This is a genomic window from Roseateles toxinivorans (genome assembly GCF_004362525.1).
Taxonomy (GTDB): Bacteria; Pseudomonadota; Gammaproteobacteria; order Burkholderiales; family Burkholderiaceae_C; genus Paucibacter; species Paucibacter toxinivorans.
Genome location: NZ_SNXS01000005.1, coordinates 129550 through 149265, shown reverse-complemented (window position 1 = coordinate 149265; position 19716 = coordinate 129550). Strand labels below are relative to the sequence as shown.

At 66.1% G+C, this 19716-nt stretch carries 18 protein-coding genes; 14 read left to right on the top strand and 4 right to left on the bottom strand.

What is annotated here, in order from left to right:
• Nucleotides 1-55: 55 nt before the first annotated feature.
• Nucleotides 56-679, bottom strand: a complete 624-nt coding sequence (kynB, locus tag DES47_RS18950) for an arylformamidase (RefSeq protein WP_133702317.1) — start codon at nucleotides 677-679, stop codon at nucleotides 56-58.
• Nucleotides 680-894: 215 nt separating this feature from the next.
• Here kynB and DES47_RS18945 point away from each other — a divergent pair, with 215 nt between their 5' ends.
• The 14 genes from DES47_RS18945 (at nucleotide 895) to DES47_RS18880 (ending at nucleotide 15394) form a co-directional block, all read left to right on the top strand.
• A complete protein-coding gene (locus tag DES47_RS18945; RefSeq protein WP_133702710.1) occupies nucleotides 895-3255 on the top strand; it encodes a bifunctional salicylyl-CoA 5-hydroxylase/oxidoreductase in 2361 nt (786 codons plus the stop codon).
• A 3-nt stretch (nucleotides 3256-3258) separates the two neighbouring features.
• The gene (locus DES47_RS18940) at nucleotides 3259-4038 is read left to right on the top strand and encodes an SDR family NAD(P)-dependent oxidoreductase (protein ID WP_133702316.1); all 780 of its coding nucleotides are present in this window, start codon (nucleotides 3259-3261) and stop codon (nucleotides 4036-4038) included.
• Complete coding sequence (locus DES47_RS18935; RefSeq protein ID WP_133702315.1) at nucleotides 4038-4589, top strand: MarR family winged helix-turn-helix transcriptional regulator; 552 nt, start codon at nucleotides 4038-4040, stop codon at nucleotides 4587-4589. Before DES47_RS18940 ends, DES47_RS18935 begins: the two co-directional genes overlap by 1 nt.
• Nucleotides 4589-5428 carry an enoyl-CoA hydratase family protein gene (locus DES47_RS18930; RefSeq protein ID WP_133702314.1) on the top strand — a complete coding sequence of 280 codons (840 nt, stop codon included), beginning with the start codon at nucleotides 4589-4591 and terminating at the stop codon, nucleotides 5426-5428. Before DES47_RS18935 ends, DES47_RS18930 begins: the two co-directional genes overlap by 1 nt.
• A 385-nt stretch (nucleotides 5429-5813) precedes the next feature.
• Nucleotides 5814-6971 (top strand): acyl-CoA dehydrogenase family protein, encoded by a 1158-nt coding sequence (locus DES47_RS18925; RefSeq protein ID WP_133702313.1) that lies wholly within the window; start codon nucleotides 5814-5816, stop codon nucleotides 6969-6971.
• 11 nt (nucleotides 6972-6982) lie between these two features.
• Complete coding sequence (locus tag DES47_RS18920) at nucleotides 6983-8596, top strand: AMP-binding protein (RefSeq protein WP_133702312.1); 1614 nt, start codon at nucleotides 6983-6985, stop codon at nucleotides 8594-8596.
• Between the two features lie 35 nt (nucleotides 8597-8631).
• Entirely contained in the window at nucleotides 8632-9819 is a 1188-nt protein-coding gene (locus tag DES47_RS18915; protein WP_243748388.1) for an ABC transporter substrate-binding protein, read from the top strand.
• Between the two features lie 113 nt (nucleotides 9820-9932).
• Nucleotides 9933-10853, top strand: a complete 921-nt coding sequence (locus DES47_RS18910; protein ID WP_133702310.1) for a branched-chain amino acid ABC transporter permease — start codon at nucleotides 9933-9935, stop codon at nucleotides 10851-10853.
• A gap of 3 nt (nucleotides 10854-10856) precedes the next feature.
• Nucleotides 10857-11846: a branched-chain amino acid ABC transporter permease gene (locus tag DES47_RS18905; RefSeq protein WP_133702309.1), complete on the top strand. Its 990-nt coding sequence runs from the start codon at nucleotides 10857-10859 to the stop codon at nucleotides 11844-11846.
• Nucleotides 11839-12597, top strand: a complete 759-nt coding sequence (locus DES47_RS18900) for an ABC transporter ATP-binding protein (RefSeq protein WP_133702308.1) — start codon at nucleotides 11839-11841, stop codon at nucleotides 12595-12597. The genes DES47_RS18905 and DES47_RS18900 overlap by 8 nt, the downstream gene beginning before the upstream one ends.
• Nucleotides 12594-13304 carry an ABC transporter ATP-binding protein gene (locus DES47_RS18895; RefSeq protein WP_133702307.1) on the top strand — a complete coding sequence of 237 codons (711 nt, stop codon included), beginning with the start codon at nucleotides 12594-12596 and terminating at the stop codon, nucleotides 13302-13304. Before DES47_RS18900 ends, DES47_RS18895 begins: the two co-directional genes overlap by 4 nt.
• 2 nt (nucleotides 13305-13306) lie before the next feature.
• Nucleotides 13307-13747 carry an acyl-CoA thioesterase gene (locus tag DES47_RS18890; protein WP_133702306.1) on the top strand — a complete coding sequence of 147 codons (441 nt, stop codon included), beginning with the start codon at nucleotides 13307-13309 and terminating at the stop codon, nucleotides 13745-13747.
• Nucleotides 13748-13771: 24 nt separating this feature from the next.
• Nucleotides 13772-14167, top strand: coding sequence for a RidA family protein (locus DES47_RS18885; protein WP_133702305.1), 396 nt, complete (start codon nucleotides 13772-13774; stop codon nucleotides 14165-14167).
• 45 nt (nucleotides 14168-14212) lie between these two features.
• Complete coding sequence (locus DES47_RS18880) at nucleotides 14213-15394, top strand: acyl-CoA dehydrogenase (protein WP_133702304.1); 1182 nt, start codon at nucleotides 14213-14215, stop codon at nucleotides 15392-15394.
• 1 nt (nucleotide 15395) lies between these two features.
• Here the strand turns inward: DES47_RS18880 and DES47_RS18875 are convergent, their stop codons facing one another.
• Genes DES47_RS18875 through malG form a run of 3 tightly spaced genes read right to left on the bottom strand, consistent with a single transcriptional unit; the run spans nucleotide 15396 to nucleotide 19539 of the window.
• Nucleotides 15396-16289, bottom strand: a complete 894-nt coding sequence (locus DES47_RS18875; RefSeq protein WP_133702303.1) for an aldo/keto reductase — start codon at nucleotides 16287-16289, stop codon at nucleotides 15396-15398.
• Nucleotides 16280-18652 (bottom strand): alpha-amylase family glycosyl hydrolase, encoded by a 2373-nt coding sequence (locus DES47_RS18870; RefSeq protein WP_133702302.1) that lies wholly within the window; start codon nucleotides 18650-18652, stop codon nucleotides 16280-16282. Before DES47_RS18870 ends, DES47_RS18875 begins: the two co-directional genes overlap by 10 nt.
• The gene (gene malG / locus DES47_RS18865; RefSeq protein WP_133702301.1) at nucleotides 18649-19539 is read right to left on the bottom strand and encodes a maltose ABC transporter permease MalG; all 891 of its coding nucleotides are present in this window, start codon (nucleotides 19537-19539) and stop codon (nucleotides 18649-18651) included. The genes DES47_RS18870 and malG overlap by 4 nt, the downstream gene beginning before the upstream one ends.
• Nucleotides 19540-19716: the final 177 nt, after the last annotated feature.

Sequence of the window (19716 nt, the reverse complement as noted above, 5' to 3'; positions counted from 1 at the left end):
GGTCAGTTGGGGCCCGAGCTTGCCGGGTACGGCAAGGTCCGGCCCGCAAGGCTCATCAAATTGCGCGCAAGACTGCGCGCACGGGGGAGGCACAGGCGCCGGCCAGCTTCAGCGGCAGCGCGATCAGTTCGTAGTCGCCCTCGGGCACGGCGTCGAGCACCAGGTTCTCCAGCACGCGCAGGTTCAGGCGCAGCAGTTGCTGATGGCTGTCCAAGGACTTGCTATCCGCTGGGTCCACCGAGGGCGTGTCCAGCCCGATCAGCTTGACGCCGCGCGCCGCCAGCCAGGCCACGGTCTCCGGGGCGTAGGCGGTGAACTCCGGGTTCCAGACCTCGCTGGCCTGCCGGCAGCAGCGCACCAGCACGCGTTCGGGCAGGTCTTTCTCGGCGTGCTGGACGTGCTCGATCTGGATCAGCGGCCCGCAATCAATCGCATGGATCACGCGGCAGGGGCCGACATAGGCCTGCAGGTCCACCTCGGCGGCCGAGGGCTGGTCGTTGCCGTAGTGCAGCGGTGCATCGGCGTGCGCGCCGACATGCGGCGACATCGTCAGCGCGCTGAGATTGACCGGGCAACCAGGCGACAGCTGGGCCGTCCAGCGCAGGGCATAGGGCTCGTCGCCGGGGAAGATCGGCGAGGCGGGCGAGACGGTGGGAGAGATGTCCCAGAGCTGTTTCATCGAATAGACCCCTGGCGTGAGATGCAAAGCGGCCCGAACCATAGCAGCGGGATTTGGGGCGTGGTGTCGGTTAATTCCAACATCATGAACCGAGCGCTATCCTGGTGAAAGCTCTAGGATTTCCAACTCGCGAATTTAGTTGACACCTAAAATATACAGGTCTAAAGTGCATCCATCAAGCGGCATTTTTGCCCGCGGCAAGACGGAGTCTGATGATGCGCATTTCCTGCATTGGTGGCGGCCCGGCCGGTCTGTATTTCGCGTTGCTGATGAAGCAGCAGGACCCGTCGAATCAGATCACCGTCTATGAGCGCAACCGCGCCGGCGACACCTTCGGCTGGGGCGTGGTGTTCTCGGACCAGACCTTGAGCGCGATGCAGCAGGCCGACCCCAAGACCGCCAGCCAGATCCTCGACGCCTTCAATCACTGGGATGACATCGAGGTCAATATCGCCGGCCGCAAGATGCTGTCGGGCGGCCACGGCTTTTGCGGCATCGGCCGGATGAAGCTCCTGAACATCCTGCAGCAGCGCTGCATCGAGCTGGGCGTCGATCTGCGTTTCGAGTCCGATGTGGCCGATGACGAGGGCCTGGACGCCGACTTGATCATCGCCGCCGACGGCCTGAACAGCCGCATCCGCACCAAGTACGCCGCCACCTACCAGCCCGACGTCGATCTGCGCCAGTGCCGCTTTGTCTGGCTGGGCACGAGGAAGCTGTTCGACGCCTTCACCTTCGACTTCCAGCGCACCGAATGGGGCTGGTTCCAGGCCCATGCCTACCGCTTCGATGCCGACACCTCGACCTTCATCGTCGAGGCGCCCGAGCCGGTCTGGAAGGCCGCCGGCCTGGAGGATATGAGCAAGGAAGATGCGATTGCTTTCTGCGAGAAGCTGTTCGAGAAGGTGCTGGACGGCAACAAGCTGATCTCCAACTCGGCCCACCTGCGCGGCTCGGCGCAGTGGATTCGCTTCCCCCGCGTGGTCTGCAAGACCTGGGTGCACCACAACGGCAAGGCCCCGGTCGTCTTGATGGGCGACGCCGCCCACACCGCGCATTTCTCGATCGGCTCCGGCACCAAGCTGGCGCTGGAAGACGCGATCGGCCTGGCGCGCAATATTGGTGAGGCCAAGGGCGATCTGAACGCGGCGCTGCACAGCTACGAGGCGACGCGCAGCGTCGAGGTGCTGCGCATCCAGAACGCCGCCCGCAACTCGACCGAGTGGTTCGAGAACGTCGAGCGCCATGCCCATCTGGACCCTGAGCAGTTCGCCTACTCGCTGCTGACCCGCTCGCAACGCATCTCGCACGAGAACCTGCGGCTGCGCGATGCGGCCTACGTCGGCGAGTTCGAGAACTGGCTGGCCGAACGCGCCGGCCTGCAGCCGGCCAAGGGCCAGAGCGTACCGCCGATGTTCACGCCGTTCACGCTGCGCAGCGTGAGTTTGAAGAACCGCGTCGTCGTCTCGCCGATGGCCCAGTACTCGGCCGTCGATGGCTTGCCCACCGACCATCATCTCGTGCACCTGGGCGCCCGGGCGATGGGCGGGGCAGGGCTGGTGTTCGTCGAAATGACCTGTGTGTCGCCCGACGCGCGCATCACCCCGGCCTGCCCGGGCCTGTACAACGACGCGCAGACCGCCGCCTTCAAGCGCATCACCGACTATGTGCACAGCCAGAGCACGGCGAAGATCGCGCTGCAGCTGGGCCACGCCGGGGCCAAGGGCGCCACCAAGGTGATGTGGGAGGGGATCGATCAGCCGCTGGAATCGGGTGCCTGGCCCTTGATCTCCGCCTCGCCTCAGCAATACCTGCCCGGCGTCAGCGCATGGTCGCGGGCGATGACCCGCGTCGATATGGACCGCGTCCGCGACGATTTCGTGGCCGCCACGAAGCGCGCCGCCGAGGCCGGCTTCGACTGGCTGGAGCTGCACTGCGCGCACGGCTATCTGCTGTCGTCCTTCCTGTCGCCGCTGACCAACCAGCGCGACGACGAATACGGCGGCAGCCTGGAGAACCGGCTGCGCTATCCGCTGGAGGTGTTCAAGGCGATGCGCGCCGTCTGGCCCGCGCATCTGCCGATGTCGGTGCGCATCTCGGCGCACGACTGGGTGCCCGGCGGAAATACGCCGGACGATGCGGTCGAGATGTCGCGCGCCTTCAAGGCACTAGGGGCCGACCTGATCGACGTGTCATCGGGCCAGGTGTCCAAGGCCGAGAAGCCGGTCTATGGCCGCATGTTCCAGACGCCGTTCTCGGAGGCGATTCGCAACCGCGTCGGCATCGCGACGATCGCCGTCGGTGCGATCAGCGAGGCCGACCACGTCAACAGCATCATCGCCTCGGGCCGCGCCGATCTGTGCGCGATCGCCCGTCCGCACCTGGCCAATCCGGTCTGGACCTTGATGGAGGCGGCGCGCATCGGCTATATGGGCGGCGTGGGCGTCGATTGGCCCAAGCAATACACGTCCGCCAAGGTGCAGCTGGAGCGCAACTACGAGCGCGAGCGGGCTCAGGCGGCGCAGATGGCGGGCCTGTCGCCGCTGGAGCAGGCCAACCGTGCGCTGGGTGTCTGAGCGATGAGTGATGCGACGCATGCGGTGGTGACCGGCGGCGGCAGCGGCATTGGCGCGGCGATTGCGCGCGGGCTGCTGCAGGACGGCTATGCGGTGACCTTGATGGGCCGCAATCTGGCGAAGCTGCAGGCGCAGCAGGCCGAACTCTCTGCCGGGGTTTCGACATTCGGCCGTGTCGGCGTGCAGACGGTTGATGTGGCGGATGAGGCCGCTGTGCAGGCGGCCTTTGCAGCAGCGACAGCCGGGCTGGGGCCGATCGCGATGCTCGTCAACAACGCCGGCCAGGCCGAGAGCGCGCCACTGCATCGCACCTCGCTGGCCCTGTGGCAGCAGATGCTCAGCGTCAATCTGACCGGCACCTTTCTTTGCTCGCGCGAGGTGCTGGCCGGCATGACCGAGCGCCGCCAGGGCCGCATCATCAATGTGGCCAGCACGGCTGCTCTCAAGGGCTATGCCTATGTGGCGGCCTATGTCGCGGCCAAGCACGGCGTGCTGGGGCTGACCCGGGCGATGGCCCTGGAACTGGCCAAGAAGGGCATCACCGTCAATGCGGTCTGCCCCGGCTATACCGAGACCGAGATTGTTGACAGCGCTGTTCAGCGCATCGTCTCGAAGACTGGCCGCACGGCCGAAGAGGCCCGCGCCGAGCTGTCCGCCGGCAATCCGCAGGGTCGCATGGTGCAGCCCGACGAGGTGGCGCAGGCGGTGCGCTGGTTGGCGCGGCCCGATTCGTCGTCTATCACCGGTCAGGCAATCGCCGTCTGCGGCGGCGAGGTGATGTGATGGCGAACGAGCTGGACGAACGCCCGGACCTCGAATCGAGGGTCATCGACGACCATCATCAGGCGCTGAAGCTGTGGCTGCGGTTGCTGGCCTGCACCACGCGCGTCGAGGGCGTGATACGCAACCGCCTGCGCACCGAGTTCGCCACCACGCTGCCGCGCTTCGATCTGCTGGCCCAGCTGGAGCGCCACCCCGAGGGCCTGGCCATGGGCGAGCTGTCGCAGCGGCTGATGGTCACCGGCGGCAATATCACCGGTATCACCGATCAGCTGGAGTCCGAGGGCCTGGTGGTGCGCGAGCCGCACCCGACCGATAGGCGATCGTTCTCGGTCTGCCTGACGCCGGCCGGCAAGCGTCAGTTCCGTCGCATGGCCGCCACCCATGAGCAATGGGTGATCGAGTTGCTGGCCGGCTGGAGCAGCGACGAAAAGGCCCAGGTCTATGAGTTGCTGGCGACACTGAAAACCCATCTGGGCGCGCAGGAGGCCCTGCCCGTCATCAACGGAAAAACCGCGAAGGCCAAGCGGGCCGCAGCGAAGGAGAACAAGTGATGGATGCGAATCTGGAAGTCGGCAATCGCCGCGAAGCCGCGGGTCTGAAGCCGGTGCACTTCGGCTGGGACGTGGTCGGCAAGGTCGGTGTGATCACCCTGAACCGTCCCGAGCGCAAGAACCCGCTGACCTTCGAGTCCTACGCCGAGCTGCGTGATCTGTTCCGCCTCCTGGCCTATGCCGATGATGTGCGGACTGTGGTCGTGCAGGGCGCCGGAGGCAATTTCTGTTCCGGCGGCGATGTGCACGAGATCATCGGCCCGCTGACGAAGATGAGCATGCCGGACCTGCTGGCCTTCACCCGCATGACCGGCGATCTGGTCAAGGCGATGCGCGCCTGCCCGCAACCGATTGTCTCGGCCATCGACGGCGTCTGCGCTGGCGCTGGCGCCATCATCGCGATGTCGTCCGACCTGCGTCTGGGCACGGCCCGCTCGAAGGTGGCCTTTCTGTTCTCCCGCGTCGGCTTGGCCGGCTGCGATATGGGTGCCTGCGCGATGCTGCCGCGCATCATCGGCCAGGGCAGGGCGTCCGAGCTGCTGTACACCGGTCGCAATATGCCTGGCGACGAGGCGCTCGCCTGGGGCTTCTACAACCGCGTGGTCGCCGAGGACGAGCTGAATGCCGCCGCCGTCGCACTGGCCCAGGACCTGGCCAGCGGCCCGACCTTCGGCCACGCGATGACCAAGAAGATGCTGCATCAGGAGTGGGCGATGGGCGTCGATGAGGCGATCGAATCCGAGGCCCAGGCCCAGGCGATCTGCATGATGACGCAGGACTTCCACCGCGCCTACAACGCATTCGCCAACAAGCAGCGCCCGAGCTTCGAAGGGACCTGAAGTGAAACGGATCGAATCGCCACTGCGTGTCGGTGCTTCGCGCCTCGCGTTGTTGGCTCGGCAGAGGGGGCGGGAGGCCGGTCACGACGGGCTGAAGCTTGGGCCGGTCCCTTCGGCCCGACCTCCAGCTTCTTTATGCCCGCCGTGGCCGGCCCCCCCACACCCTCTGCGTATGCGCTGGTGGCCGCCCACCCCGCGTGGTGCGCGTGATTTGCGGATTGGCGAGGCTGCACACCATTTGCAGCAGGGACGAGGGCGTGCCGGCTGCAGCGGGCATAAGGAAGCCGGAGCCCGGTCCGTCCAGGGCCGGACAAGGCTTCAGCCCGCAGCGGCCGGCGCGCCCTCGTCCCTGCCGCTACAAACCTAAAGAGTTGGAGCTATTGACATGCATCTGAAGCACCTCGATTGGCCATTCTTCGAGGGCGGGCACCGCGCGCTAGCCGCCGAGCTGGATAGCTGGTGCGCCGCACACCTGGACCACGGCCATGGCAATGATGTCGATGCCGAATGCAAGCGCTTGGTCAAGCTGTTGGGCGGGGCCGGTTGGCTGCGCCACGCGATTGCCGGCGTGGCGCTGGGCGGCGCGGCCGAGGTGATAGACACCCGCGCGATCTGCCTGCTGCGGGAGACGCTGGCCCGCTACAACGGTCTGGCCGATTTCGCGTTCGCGATGCAGGGCCTGGGCTCGGGCGCGATCTCGCTGGCCGGCACGATTGCGCAGCGCGAGCAGTATCTGCCACGCGTGGCCCGCGGCGAGGCGCTGGCGGCGTTTGCGCTGAGCGAGCCCGAGGCCGGCTCCGATGTGGCGGCGATGCAGTGCGCGGCCGTCGAGGACGGTGACAGCTACGTGCTGAACGGCGAGAAGACCTGGATCTCCAACGGCGGTATCGCCGACTTCTATGTGGTGTTCGCCCGCACCGGAGAACAGCCTGGATCTCGCGGCATCAGCGCCTTCATCGTCGATGCCGATCTGCCCGGCTTCGAGATCGCCGAGCGCATCGAGGTGATCGCGCCGCATCCGCTGGCGCGGCTGAAGTTCACGAACTGCCGCGTGGCCAAGAGCCAGATGGTGGGCGCGCCGAGCGAGGGCTTCAAGGTCGCGATGCGCACCCTGGATGTGTTCCGCACCTCGGTGGCCGCCGCCTCGCTGGGCTTTGCGCGCCGTGCGCTGCAGGAAGGGCTGCAACAGGCCCATGGCCGCAAGATGTTCGGCGCCACGCTGGGCGATCTGCCGCTGACCCAGGCCAAGCTGGCCGACATGGCCTGCACGGTGGACTCGTCTGCCCTGCTGGTCTATCGCGCCGCCTGGCAGCGCGACCAGGGCCAGAACGTGACCCGCGAGGCCGCGATGGCCAAGTTGATGGCCACCGAGGGCGCCCAGCGCGTGATCGACGCGGCGGTACAGATGTTCGGCGGCCGCGGCGTGCAGAGCGGCGAGATGGTCGAGTCGCTGTACCGAGAGATCCGCGCGCTGCGCATCTACGAGGGCGCCAGCGAGGTGCAGCAGCTGATCATCGGTCGTGATTTGTTGAAGAACGGTTGAGGACTACTGGCATGAGCTATACGGCCCACATCGATACCTTTGCCCGAGATAACCTGCCGCCGCCCGAGCTGTGGCCCGAGCTGGTGTTCGACCTGCCCGAGCTGCAGTTCCCCGAGCGGCTGAACTGTGCCCACGAGTTGCTGGATGCCTGGGTCGAGCGCGGCCACGGCGCCCGCCTGTGCATGCAGGGTATCGGCGTGCGCTGGACCTATGCCGATCTGCTGGCCCAGGCCAACCGTATCGCTCACATGCTGGTCGAAGACATGGGTGTCGTGCCCGGCAACCGCGTGCTGATGCGCGGCGCCAACACGCCGATGATGGCGGCCTGCTGGTTCGCGATCCAGAAGGCCGGTGCGATAGCGGTGGCGACGATGCCCTTGCTGCGCGCCAAGGAACTCTGCCAGGTGATCCAGCAGGCCGAGGTCAGCCACGCGCTGTGCGATGCGCGCCTGGCCGAGGAATTGGCGCTGGCCCAGGCGCAGTGCCCGACGCTGAAATCCGTTGCCCACTACATGAGCGATGCACCCGACGGCATCGAGGCTCGCGCTGCAGCCAAGCCTGCCACCTTCGCCAATGTGGACACCGCCGCCGACGACTGCTGCATCATTGCCTTCACCTCGGGCACGACCGGCAAGCCCAAGGGAACGATGCATTTTCATCGCGATGTGATGGCCATCTGCGCCTGCTGGCCGAAGCATGTGTTGAAGCCGGTCGCCGACGACGTCTTCATCGGCAGCCCGCCGCTGGCTTTTACGTTCGGCCTCGGTGGTCTGGTCTTGTTCCCCATGTCGGTGGGGGCTTCGACCGTGTTGCTCGAGAAGGCCTCGCCCGAAGGACTCTTGCCGGCCATCGCCCACTATCGCGCCACCGTCTGCTTCACAGCGCCCACGTCCTACCGCGCGATGGCGCCGCTGGTGGGTCAGCATGACCTGAGCAGCCTGCGCAAATGCGTCAGCGCCGGCGAGGCGCTTCCTGCGGCCACGCGCCAACTTTGGAAAGACGCCAGCGGCATCGAGATGATCGACGGCATTGGCGCGACCGAGCTGCTGCACATCTTCATCTCGCATACCGAGATCGAAGCGCGGCCTGGCGCCACCGGCAAGCCGGTGCCCGGCTACCAGGCCCGTGTCGTCGATGATCAGGGCCGTGTCTTGCCGGCGGGTCAGGTCGGCAAGCTGGCGGTCAAGGGACCGACCGGCTGCCGCTACCTGGCCGATGACCGTCAGCGCGCCTATGTGCAAAACGGCTGGAACCTGACCGGCGACGCCTATGCGATGGACGCAGACGGCTACTACCATTACCAGTCGCGCACCGACGACATGATCATCTCCGGCGGCTATAACATCGCCGGCCCCGAGGTCGAGAGCGCCCTGCTGCTGCACCCGCAGGTGGCTGAGTGCGGCGTGATCGGCGTGGCCGACGAACAGCGCGGCCAGATCGTCAAGGCCTTTGTCGTGCTGCGCCCCGGTGCAACACCTGGCCCCGAACTGGTGCGCGAGCTGCAGGACTTCGTGAAACAGACGGTCGCTCCGTATAAATACCCCCGTGCGATCGAGTTCCGCGAGGCGCTGCCGCGCACGGAAACAGGCAAACTGCAACGGTTTCGCCTACGCAATCCCGCCTGATCGAATCAATACCCCACAGCACGATGGAGCACCGCATGATCAAGAAGCAATCCCTGGTTCTGAACACCCTGGCCCTTGCCCTGCTGGCCTGCGCGGCCGCCAGTCCGGCCCTGGCCGCCGACAAGGTCAAGATCGGCATGCTCAGCACGCTGTCCGGCGCGGGCGCCGGCCTGGGTGTGGACATCCGCGACGGCTTCAACCTGGCCTTGAAGACCCGTGGCGGCAAGCTGGGTGGTCTGCCGGCCGAGGTCATCATTGCCGATGACCAGCAGAACCCCGACACCGCCAAGCAGACCACCGACCGCCTGATCAAGCGCGACAAGGTGGACTTCATGACCGGCATCGTGTTCTCCAACCTGATGCTGGCCGTGGGCCAAAGCGTGTTCGACAGCAAGACGCCCTACATCAGCGCCAATGCCGGCCCCTCGCAGTACGCCGGCGAGCAGTGCAACCCCTATTTCTTCAACGTCGCCTGGCAGAACGACAATCTGCACGAGGCGGTGGGCAAGGCGGTGCAGGACAAGGGCTTCAAGAAGCTGGTCATCCTGGCCCCCAACTACCCGGCGGGCAAGGACGCACTGACCGGCTTCAAGCGCTACTACAAGGGCGCCGTCGCCGAAGAGATCTACACCAAACTGGGGCAGCTGGACTACTCGGCCGAACTGGCCCAGGCCCGCGCCGCCAAGCCCGATGCGATGTACATCTTCCTGCCGGGCGGCATGGGCATCAATTTCATCAAGCAGTTCGTCGGCGCCGGCCTGTCCAAGGACGTGACCCTGTTCGGCCCAGGCTTCTCGGCTGACGAGGACGTGATCAAGGCCGTCGGCGAGCCGATGCTGGGCATGTTCAACAGCTCGCACTGGGCGCACGACATGGACAACCCGGCGAACAAGAAGTTTGTCGCCGACTTCCAGAAGGAGTACGGTCGCCTGCCCTCGCTGTATGCAAGCCAAGGCTACGACGCCGCACAGCTGATCGACGCCGCCGTGCGCGACGTCAAGGGCAAGATCGAGGACAAGGATGCGGTGCTGAAGGCGCTGAAGGCCGCCAAGTTCGAATCGGTGCGCGGCGCCTTCAAGTTCAACAACAACCAGTACCCGATACAGGACTACTACATCCGCATCATCGGCAAGGACGCACAGGGCCGTGTCACGAACAAGACCCTGGGCAAGATCTTTGGCAACCATGCGGATGCCTATGCCGCCCAGTGCAAGATGAAGTGACCGCAGCGCGGAAGTGACTTCGTAGCCCGGATGCAATCCGGGGCATATCCACGCCAATCGTCCACACCCCGGATTGCGCTTCGCTGCATCCGGGCTACCTAAGAACCCATCCCATGGACTGGATACTGATCACCGAGCAGGCGCTCAACGGCCTGCAGTTCGGCCTGATGCTGTTCCTGCTGGCTGCAGGCTTGACCCTGGTGTTCGGCATCATGGACATGATCAATCTGGCCCATGGCTCGCTGTACATGGTGGGCGCCTATCTGGCCGCCGCGGTGGCCCAGGCCAGCGGCTCATTTCTGCTGGCAGTGCTGGCGGCGCTGGCGGGTACGGCGCTGTTCGGCATGCTGCTGGAGGTGACGCTGCTGCGGCGCCTGTACAAGCGCGACCACCTGGCCCAGGTGCTGGCCACCTTCGCCTTGATACTGATCTGCAACGAGGGCGTGCGCATGATCTGGGGCGAGCAGCCGATGATGCTGAACACGCCGGCGGCGCTGTCCGGGCCGGTGGAGTTGCTGCCCGGCCTGTACTACCCGGCCTACCGCCTGCTGATCATTGGTGTTGGCCTAGCCGTGGCCCTGCTGTTGTTCGTGCTGGTCACCCGCACGCGCATCGGCATGTGGGTGCGGGCAGGGGCCTCAAACCGCGAGATGGCGACGATGATGGGTGTCAACATCAAGCGCCTGTTCACTCTGGTGTTCGGGTTTGGCGCCGCCTTGTGCGCGCTGGCCGGCTCGCTGCTCGGGCCGCTCTTGGCCGTGCAGGTGGGCATGGGCGAGAGCATCCTGATACTCGCCTTTGTCGTGATCGTTATCGGCGGCATCGGTTCGATCCGCGGTGCGCTGGTCGGCTCGCTGCTGGTGGGGCTGGTGGACACCTTGAGCCGCACGCTGCTGCCTGCGGTGCTGCGCCAGGTGGCATCCAGCGAGGTGGCGTCCAACCTGGGCCCGGCGCTGGCGTCCATCCTGATCTATGTGTTGATGGCTGCGGTGCTGTTCTGGCGTCCGCAAGGCCTGTTCCCCGCACGAGGCTGAGCGATGACTACATCTGTACGCCATAGCGCGCTGCATCACGCAGGCCCGGGCAAGGCCGTGCTGCTCACGGTGCTGGCGCTGCTGCTGGCCTTGCCCTTTGCAGCCAAGGCCACCGGCATGGAGTTCTACATCGGCGTCGCCGCCCGCGTGCTGATTTTCGCCATTGCCGCCAGCAGCCTGAACCTGATACTCGGCTTCGGCGGCATGGTCAGCTTCGGCCATGCCGCGTTCGTCGGCCTGGGCGCCTACACCGTGGGCATCCTGATGGACGCTGGCATCACCTCAGCCTGGGTCAGCTGGCCGCTGGCGATGCTGGTCAGCGCGGCTGCGGCGGCCTTGATCGGCGCGATCTCGCTGCGCACCCGTGGCGTCTACTTCATCATGATCACCTTGGCCTTTGCGCAGATGTTCTATTACATCGTCGTCTCGCTGAAGGCCTATGGCGGCGATGATGGCCTGCCGCTGACCGGCCGCTCGCTGATTGCCTCAGGCATCGATCTGAAGGACGACGCGCACTTCTACTGGGTCGTGCTGGCGCTCAGCGTGGCGGTGATGGGCTTTTTGCAGCGCTGCGTCAACTCGTCCTTCGGCCGGCTGCTGCAGGGCACTCGCGAGAACGAGATGCGCATGGCGGCGGTGGGCACTCGCGTCTTCCTGATCCGCTGGCAGGCCTTTGTGCTGGCCGGTGCGCTGGCGGGCCTGGCCGGTGCGCTGCTGGCCAATCTGAACGGCCTGGTCACGCCGCATCTGATGCACTGGACGCAGTCGGGTCAGCTGATGATCATGGTCATCATCGGCGGCGCCGGCGCCCTGTGGGGTGGGCTGCTGGGCGCGGCCGGCTTGCTGATTCTGGAAGAGCTGCTGTCCAGCTATACGCTGCACTGGCATATGGCGCTGGGCGTGGTGCTGCTGGCGGTGGTGCTGTTCGCACCCAGGGGATTGAGCGGTCTCAAGAGAGCACGCCGCCAAGCGAAGGAGACCATCCATGGCTGAGCCACTGCTGAAGGTCCAGCACCTGGTCAAGCGCTTCGGCGCGCTGGCCGCCACCGACGACGCCAGCTTCGAGGTCATGCCCGGCGAGGTGCACGCGTTGATCGGCCCCAACGGCGCCGGCAAGACGACCCTGATACACCAGATCTCCGGCGGTCTGCGGCCCGATGGCGGCCAGGTGCTGTTCGCCGGCCGCGACGTCACCCACGACAGCATGGACACCCATGTGCGCGCCGGCTTGGTGCGCTCCTACCAGATCACCAGCATCTTCAAGAGCTATTCGGTGCTCGACAACCTGGCCTTGGCCGTGCTGGCGCGCCGCCCGGGCACGCCCGGCTGGTGGCGCGCCGCCGTGAACGATGACGCCGCCTATGCGGAGGCCGAGGCCTTTATCAATCAGATCGGCTTGTCACATCGCGCCGACGCGCTCAGCGGTGGCCTGGCCCATGGCGAGCAACGCCAGCTGGAGGTCGGCCTGGCCCTGGCCGCGCGACCCAAGCTTCTGCTGTTGGACGAGCCCATGGCCGGCATGGGGCCGGACGAGTCGGAACGCATGGTGAACTTGCTCATGCAGCTCAGGCAAAACCTGACCCTGCTGCTGGTCGAGCACGATATGGAGGCGGTGTTCCGCCTGGCCGACCGGATCTCGACCCTGGTGTTCGGCAAGGTCATCGCCAGCGGCACGCCGCAGGAGATACGCGAGCACCCCGAGGTCAAGCGTGCCTATCTGGGCGATGAGGAGTTGGCCGCATGAGCGCCCTATTGGAGGTTCAAGGCCTGCAGGCCGCCTATGGCAGCAGCCAGGTGCTGTTCGGTGTCGATTTCAAGATAGCGCAGGGCGAGGTCGCCACCTTGCTGGGCCGCAACGGCATGGGCAAGACGACGACCCTGCGCTGCCTGACCGGGCAACTGAAACCTTTGGCGGGCCGCATCGTCTTCGACGGCCAGGACGTTACCGGCTGGGACGCCGACGCAATAGCCCGCCTGGGTCTGGCCATCGTGCCCGAGGGGCGCCAAGTCTTCCCCAACCTGAGCGTGCTCGAGCATCTGCAGGCCTTTGCCGGCAACCGCTGCGGCGCCAAGAACCCGTGGACCGTGGAGCGCGTGCATGCGCTGTTCCCGCGGCTGAAGGAGCGCTCGCAGAATATGGGCAACCAGCTCTCGGGCGGCGAGCAGCAGATGCTGGCCATCGGTCGCGCGCTGGTGACGAATCCGAAGCTGATGATCCTGGACGAGGCCACCGAGGGCCTGGCGCCTTTGATACGCGAGGAGATCTGGCGCTGCCTGCAGGCGCTGCGCGAGGCGGGGCAGACGATTCTGGTGGTGGACAAATACGTCAAGCGCCTGATACGCATTGCTGACGCCCACACCATCGTTGAGCGCGGCCGCGTCGTGTGGCAGGGCGACTCTCCGGCGCTGGACGCCGACCACAGCCTGTGGCAGCGCTACGTGGGGGTGTGACGATGGCCGCAATCCTCAATGTGTTGCAGGCGCGCTGGGTGTTCGAACGCCAGGAAATGGTGCGCTTCGGCCATTGCGATCCGGCCGGCATCGTTTTCTACCCGCGCTATTTCGAGATGCTGAATGCGTTGGTCGAGGACTGGTTCACCCAGGGCTTGGGCGTGAACTACGCTGAGCTGCTGGGCCCGCGCCGCACCGGCGTGCCGACCGTCCATCTGGGCGTCGACTTCCAGCGTATCAGCCGTATGGGCGACTTGCTGGCGCAGCGCGTCGCCATCAACAAACTGGGCCGCAGCTCGCTGGGCCTGGACATCCAGTTCGACGGGGCCGATGGCGTGCGCGTCGTGTTCCAGCAGGTGCTGGTCTGCACCTCGCTGGACACGCACAAGCCCATCGCCTGGCCCGATGACCTGCGCGCTGCACTGCAGCGTTGCCTTGATTGATCAAGATTCTCAGGAGACAAGCCCATGAAACAGATTCTTCAACCGGCGGGCTGGGCCGCGCCCAAGGGCTATGCCAACGGCGTCGCCGCCACCGGCAGGCAGATTTATGTCGCCGGCCAGATCGGCTGGAATGCCCACTGCGAGTTCGAGAGCGATGACTTCGTCGCCCAGGTGCGCCAGACCCTGCTGAACATCAAGGCGGTGTTGGCCGAGGCCGGTGCCGGACCGGAACACATCACCCGCATGACCTGGTATGTGACCGACAAGAAGGTCTATCTGGCGCGCGGCCGCGAGGTCGGTCAGGCCTACCGCGAGGTGCTGGGCCAGCACTACGCGATCGCGATGAGCGCCGTGCAGGTGGCGGCCCTGATGGAGGACCGCGCCCAGGTCGAAATCGAGGTCACGGCCGTGCTGCCGTAAAGTTCAGCCATTGACACCCCCAATTCCACTACTTTCGAGACGATCATGAGCCAAGCCAAAGCCTCCTTCCACTGGGACGATCCGCTGCTGCTGGAACAGCAGCTCAGCGACGACGAGCGCGCCGTGCGCGACGCCGCCCGCGCCTATTGCCAGGACCGCCTGGCGCCCCGTGTGCGCGAGGCCTTCCGTCATGAGCAGACAGATCTGGCCATCTTCCGCGAGATGGGCGAGCTGGGCCTGCTGGGCCCGACGATTCCTGAGGAATACGGCGGCGCCGGCCTGAATTACGTCTGCTACGGCCTGATCGCCCGCGAGGTCGAGCGCGTGGATTCCGGCTACCGCTCGATGATGAGCGTGCAGAGCTCGCTGGTGATGGTGCCGATCAACGAATTCGGCAACGAGGCGACCAAGCGCAAGTACCTGCCCAAGCTGGCCAGCGGCGAGTGGATAGGCTGCTTCGGCCTGACCGAGCCCAACCACGGCTCCGACCCCGGCTCGATGATCACCCGCGCCAAGAAGGTCGACGGCGGCTATTCGCTGACCGGTGCCAAGATGTGGATCACCAACAGCCCGGTGGCCGATGTCTTTGTCGTCTGGGCCAAGGACGACGGCGGCCAGATCCGCGGCTTCGTGCTCGAGAAGGGCTGGAAGGGCCTGACGGCGCCTGCCATCCACGGCAAGGTTGGCCTGCGCGCCTCTATCACCGGCGAGATTGTCATGGACGAGGTGTTCTGCCCCGAGGAAAACGCCTTCCCCGACGTGCGCGGTCTGAAGGGCCCGTTCACCTGCCTGAACAGCGCCCGCTACGGCATCGCGTGGGGCGCCCTGGGTGCCGCCGAGGACTGCTGGCACACCGCCCGCCAGTACACGATGGACCGCAAGCAGTTCGGCAAGCCACTGGCCGCCAACCAGCTGATTCAGAAGAAGCTGGCCGATATGCAGACCGAGATCACCTTGGGCCTGCAGGGCTGCCTGCGCCTGGGCCGGATGAAGGACGAGGGCACGGCCGCCGTCGAGATCACCTCGATCATGAAGCGCAACAGCTGCGGCAAGTCACTCGACATTGCCCGCATGGCCCGCGACATGCTGGGCGGCAACGGCATCTCCGACGAGTTTGGCGTTGCCCGCCATCTGGTCAACCTCGAAGTGGTCAACACCTACGAGGGTACGCATGACATCCATGCGCTGATCTTGGGGCGGGCGCAGACCGGCATCGCAGCGTTCTAGGCTAAATCAGCCCCGGCCAGTCCTGCCGCTGGCCGGTGAGCGCGGCGCGCAACTCGCGTTGCAGCTCCGCCTCCAGCGGCCCGCGCTCAACCACCGCTAGGTTCTGCTTGAAATGCGCCAGCTTCGACGTGCCGACGATGCTGCTGGCCACCCCAGGCTGGTGGGCGACAAAGCGCAGGGCGGTGTCGTTCCAGTCGCGCGAGCCTTGCGCAGCGAAACCCATCGCCTGCCAGCGGTCCCAGTACTGGCCCTCGGCATAGCTGTCGGGCCGCTCGGCAAAGCGCCAGATCGCGCCGGCCAGCGGGCGCTTGGCGATCACGCCAATGCCGCGGGCCTGAGCCAGCGGCAGGCGTGAATCCAGATTGACCTGGTCGCAAAGGCTGATCGAGGTCTGCACGGCGCCGAAGCGGCCGGAGTTGAGGGCAAAGTCCAGCTCGGCGTTGTCGCCCGAGTAGGCCGTGACTCGAATCTTGCCGGCGCGCTGGCAATCTTCCAGCCCGCGTATCACGTCACCTTGCTCCAGCACATGCAGCGGGCAGGAGTGCAAGTGGACGATGTCCAGCACCTCGCACCGCATGCGTGCCAGCGCGGCGTCGACACCCTGGACGATGCAGTCGTAGGTCCAGTCGGGCACGTCGGGGATGCCGTAGCCGACCTTTGTGGACAACACATAGTCGTCACGGCGGTGGGCGATGTGGCGGCCGATGCGCTCTTCGGACAGGCCATAGCCGCGCGCGGTGTCGATCAGGTTCACGCCCAGATCCAGCACGGCGTTGAGCAGGGTGCCGGCCTCGCGCTCGGTCGTGCGTTCGTCGTTCAGATGCATCGCGCCAAAGCCCAGCGCTGACACACGCAGGCCGCTTTTTCCGCCGTTACCGAAGTCTCTCAATTCCATGTCAGTACACGTCCAAATAAGGCGGGGAGGGTCAAGGCCAGCTGGCCACCTCGGGCCTTGAAGCGTTCGCCGCTCAGAGCATCAACGAACTCGGCGTGAGCCAGCCCTGCGGGCAGGGTCAGGGTCACGCTGCGCGGCTGCGTGTCGTTGTTGGTGGCGGTCAGCGCCCAGCGTTTGCCGTCCTGGCGGGCCAGCACGATCAGGTGCTCGTCCAGATACAGCGGCGCGCCTATCGAGCCGCGGCGCAGCACTTGGTGCCGCTGGCGCAGGCCGGTCAGGCGCTTGAAGTCGGCCAGCAGCGCTGCGTCCGGTTGGCCGCCTTGATCGGCCCAGGGGTAGGGCGCGCGGTTGTAGGGATCGTCGCCGCCGCCGACGCCGACCTCGTCGCCGTAGTAGATCGTTGGCGAGCCAGGGAAGCTCATCTGGAACAGCAGTGCCAACTTCAGGCGCTGCTTGGCTACGGCCAGCTTGGTGGCATCGCCATCATCGATATAGCCCAGATGATGCAGCGCACGCGGCTGATCGTGGGTCGACAGCAGATTCATCAGCGCATAGAACGCCTGCGGCGGATAGGCCTCGCGCATCAGCTCGATATTGGCGTAGAGCTTGCGTGCGTCGCCGCCGGCGGCGTAGTCCAGCACCGCGTTGCGGAAGATGTAGTTCATCGTCGAGTCGAACATATCGCCGAGCAGGAACTTGCTCGCATCGAACCAGGTCTCGGCCACCGTCAGCGCATCGGGCCTGTGCGCCTTGATGGCTGTGCGCCACTCGCGCCAGAAGTCATCGGGCACCCAGGGGGCCACGTCCATGCGCCAGCCGGCGGCCCCAAAGTCCAGCCACTGCTTCATGACCGAGTCGCGGTCGCCGTAGGCAAAGGCGCGGAATGAAGGCGAGTCTTTGTCGATCTCCGGCAGGTCTTTCACACCGGTCCAGCCCTGGTATTGGTCCTCAGGCTTGGCCTGGCTCGGGTCGAGCTTGAACCAGCTGGCGTAGGGCGAGACGGGATTCAGCCTCCCCTTGTCGAAGGCGCCGCCGGCCGGATAGTTGCCGTAGCGGTTGAAGTAAGGCGAGTCGCTGCCCACATGGTTCAGCGAGGTGTCGGGGATCACGCGCATGCCCCGCCTGGCGGCCTCGGCGCACAGGCGCTCGAAGTCGGCGTTCGTGCCGAAGGCCGGGTCCACCTGACGGTAGTCGGCGGTGTCGTACTTGTGGTTGCTGGCGGCCTTGAAGATGGGCGTCAGATAGATCGCGTTGGCTCCCAGGCCCTTGATGTAGTCGAGCTTGTCTATCAGCCCGGCCAGGTCGCCGCCGAAGAAGTCGTTGTTGTAGACGGCGTCGGAGCCATCGCCCGGTTTGCTGGGCCTGTCCGTCCAGTTCGCATGCAGCTCGATGCCCTGGTCCTGGTAGCGCTCGCGGCCGGGCTGCGGGTCGTTCGTGCGGTCGCCGTTGCGGAAGCGCTCGGGGAAGACGTAGTAGTAGACGAGGTCCCGGGCCCAGCCTGGCACCTTGAAGTCGGCGGCATAGACGGTCTGGCGGTAGCGGCGAATGCGCTTGGCGTCTGCCGGCTTCTCGCTCACCAGCCCCAGACCCATGCTGCCGGCCTCGCGCGTCCAGTAGATCTCGTCCCTGTTGTTTTGATAGACGTAGGTCTGGCCGGCGATCTCCAGCTCGAAGTGGTAGCCATAGACGGCCGGCTGGGTGAAGCGGTGGCGGGCCTGCCACTGCACGCGCTGACCGGCCTTGTGAGGCTGCATCGCGATGCGTGCCAGCGGCGCGTAGTCCAGCTGCTCCTGGTTGCCGACCAGGCGCCGGCTCTCCAGCACCAGCGTCGCGCGGGTCACGCCGGGCAGGGCGCTGAGCATGAACTGCAGCTCGGTGCCGGCGGGCACGGCGCCGAAGGGCTTCTTGTGCTGCGGCGCGCGGGAGTCGAAGCGCAGACTCAGCGCCAATGGATCGGTGACGGCCTTCGGTGGCGCGGCGACGAAGCTGCGGGGCCCGAGGCTCAGGCGCGGCCGGCCAGCGATGAAGGCCAGCGTCATGGTCTGCTCGCCTTCGAAGGCCTGCTGCAGATTGGCCTTGGCACCCAGCGCCGGCTGGCCATCGTCACCGAGGCCAATGCTGGCGTCCGCACTCCAGTCGGCATCGGCGATCTTGAACTCCTGCCGGCCGCTGACAGTGACGTTCAGGTAGTAGGCATCGCACCGGTACTGGAAGGCATAGTCGTCCCGCGCCGCCCAGCCATTCATGCTGCCACGCAGGAACAGCTCGCGTGCGCCGAGCGGGCTGGGCTTGCAGTCGGCCGCTTGCGCCAGGCCCGCAGTCAGGCAGGCCGTCGCCGCAAGAACCCATATTCGGAGGCTCAACCTTTGACCCCACCGGCCGTCAACCCCGACACGATCCAGCGCTGCGCCAGCAAAAACACCAAGGTGATCGGCAGGCCCGACAGCACGGCCGCGGCGGCGAAGTCGCCCCACAGAAAGCGCTGGTCGTGCAGGAAGTATTTGGAGCCCACGGCCAGGGTCAGGTTGCCCTCTTCGCGCAACAGCACCGAGGCGACCGGGTACTCGATGATGGTGCCGATGAAGGCCAGCACGAACACCACCATCAGGATCGGCACGGCCATTGGCAAGAGCACCATGCGGAAGGCCTGCCAGTGCGTGGCGCCATCGACCTTGGCGCATTCCTCGATCTCGACCGGAATCGTCTCGAAGTAGCCCTTGATGGTCCAGATGTGTGTGGCCACGCCGCCGAGATAAGCCATCACCAGGCCGGCATGGGTCTCCAGGCCCAGGCCCGGCACATAGCTGCCTATGGTCTCGAAGATGGCGTAGATGGCGACGAGCGCCAGCACCGGCGGGAACATCTGCAGCAGCAGCATGCTGTTCAGGATGGGCGTCTTGAAGCTAAAGCGCAGCCGTGCAAAGCCGTAGGCGGCGGTGGTCGAGATGCCGACAATCAGCAGCGCCGACAGTGTGGCGATCTTGACCGAGTTCCATAGCCAGGTCAGCACCGGAAAGGGCGGCTGCACCAGGCTGCCATCGGCCGCCTGGTAGGGGATGCCTAAAGCGAGCTGCCAGTGCTCCAGGCTGATCTCGGTCGGTATCAGGCTGCCGGTGGCGAAGTTGCCGGGCCGCAGCGAGATCGAGATGATGGCCAGCAGCGGGAACAGCGTCAGCGCCAGAAACACCCACAGCAGCGCGTGGGCGCCATAGACGCGCCAGCGCGCCTGCTTGCCTCGAACAATGGCCATGTCAGTTCTCCACCGTGGTTGGCGCGACTCGCGCTGCATGAAACGTGTAGCGGCAGGAACGAGGGCGCGCCGGCCGCTGCGGGCTGAAGCCTTGTCCGGCCCTGGACGGACCGGGCTCCGGCTTCTTTATGCCCGCTGCGACCGGCACGCCCTCGCCCCTGCAGCAACGGGTGTGCA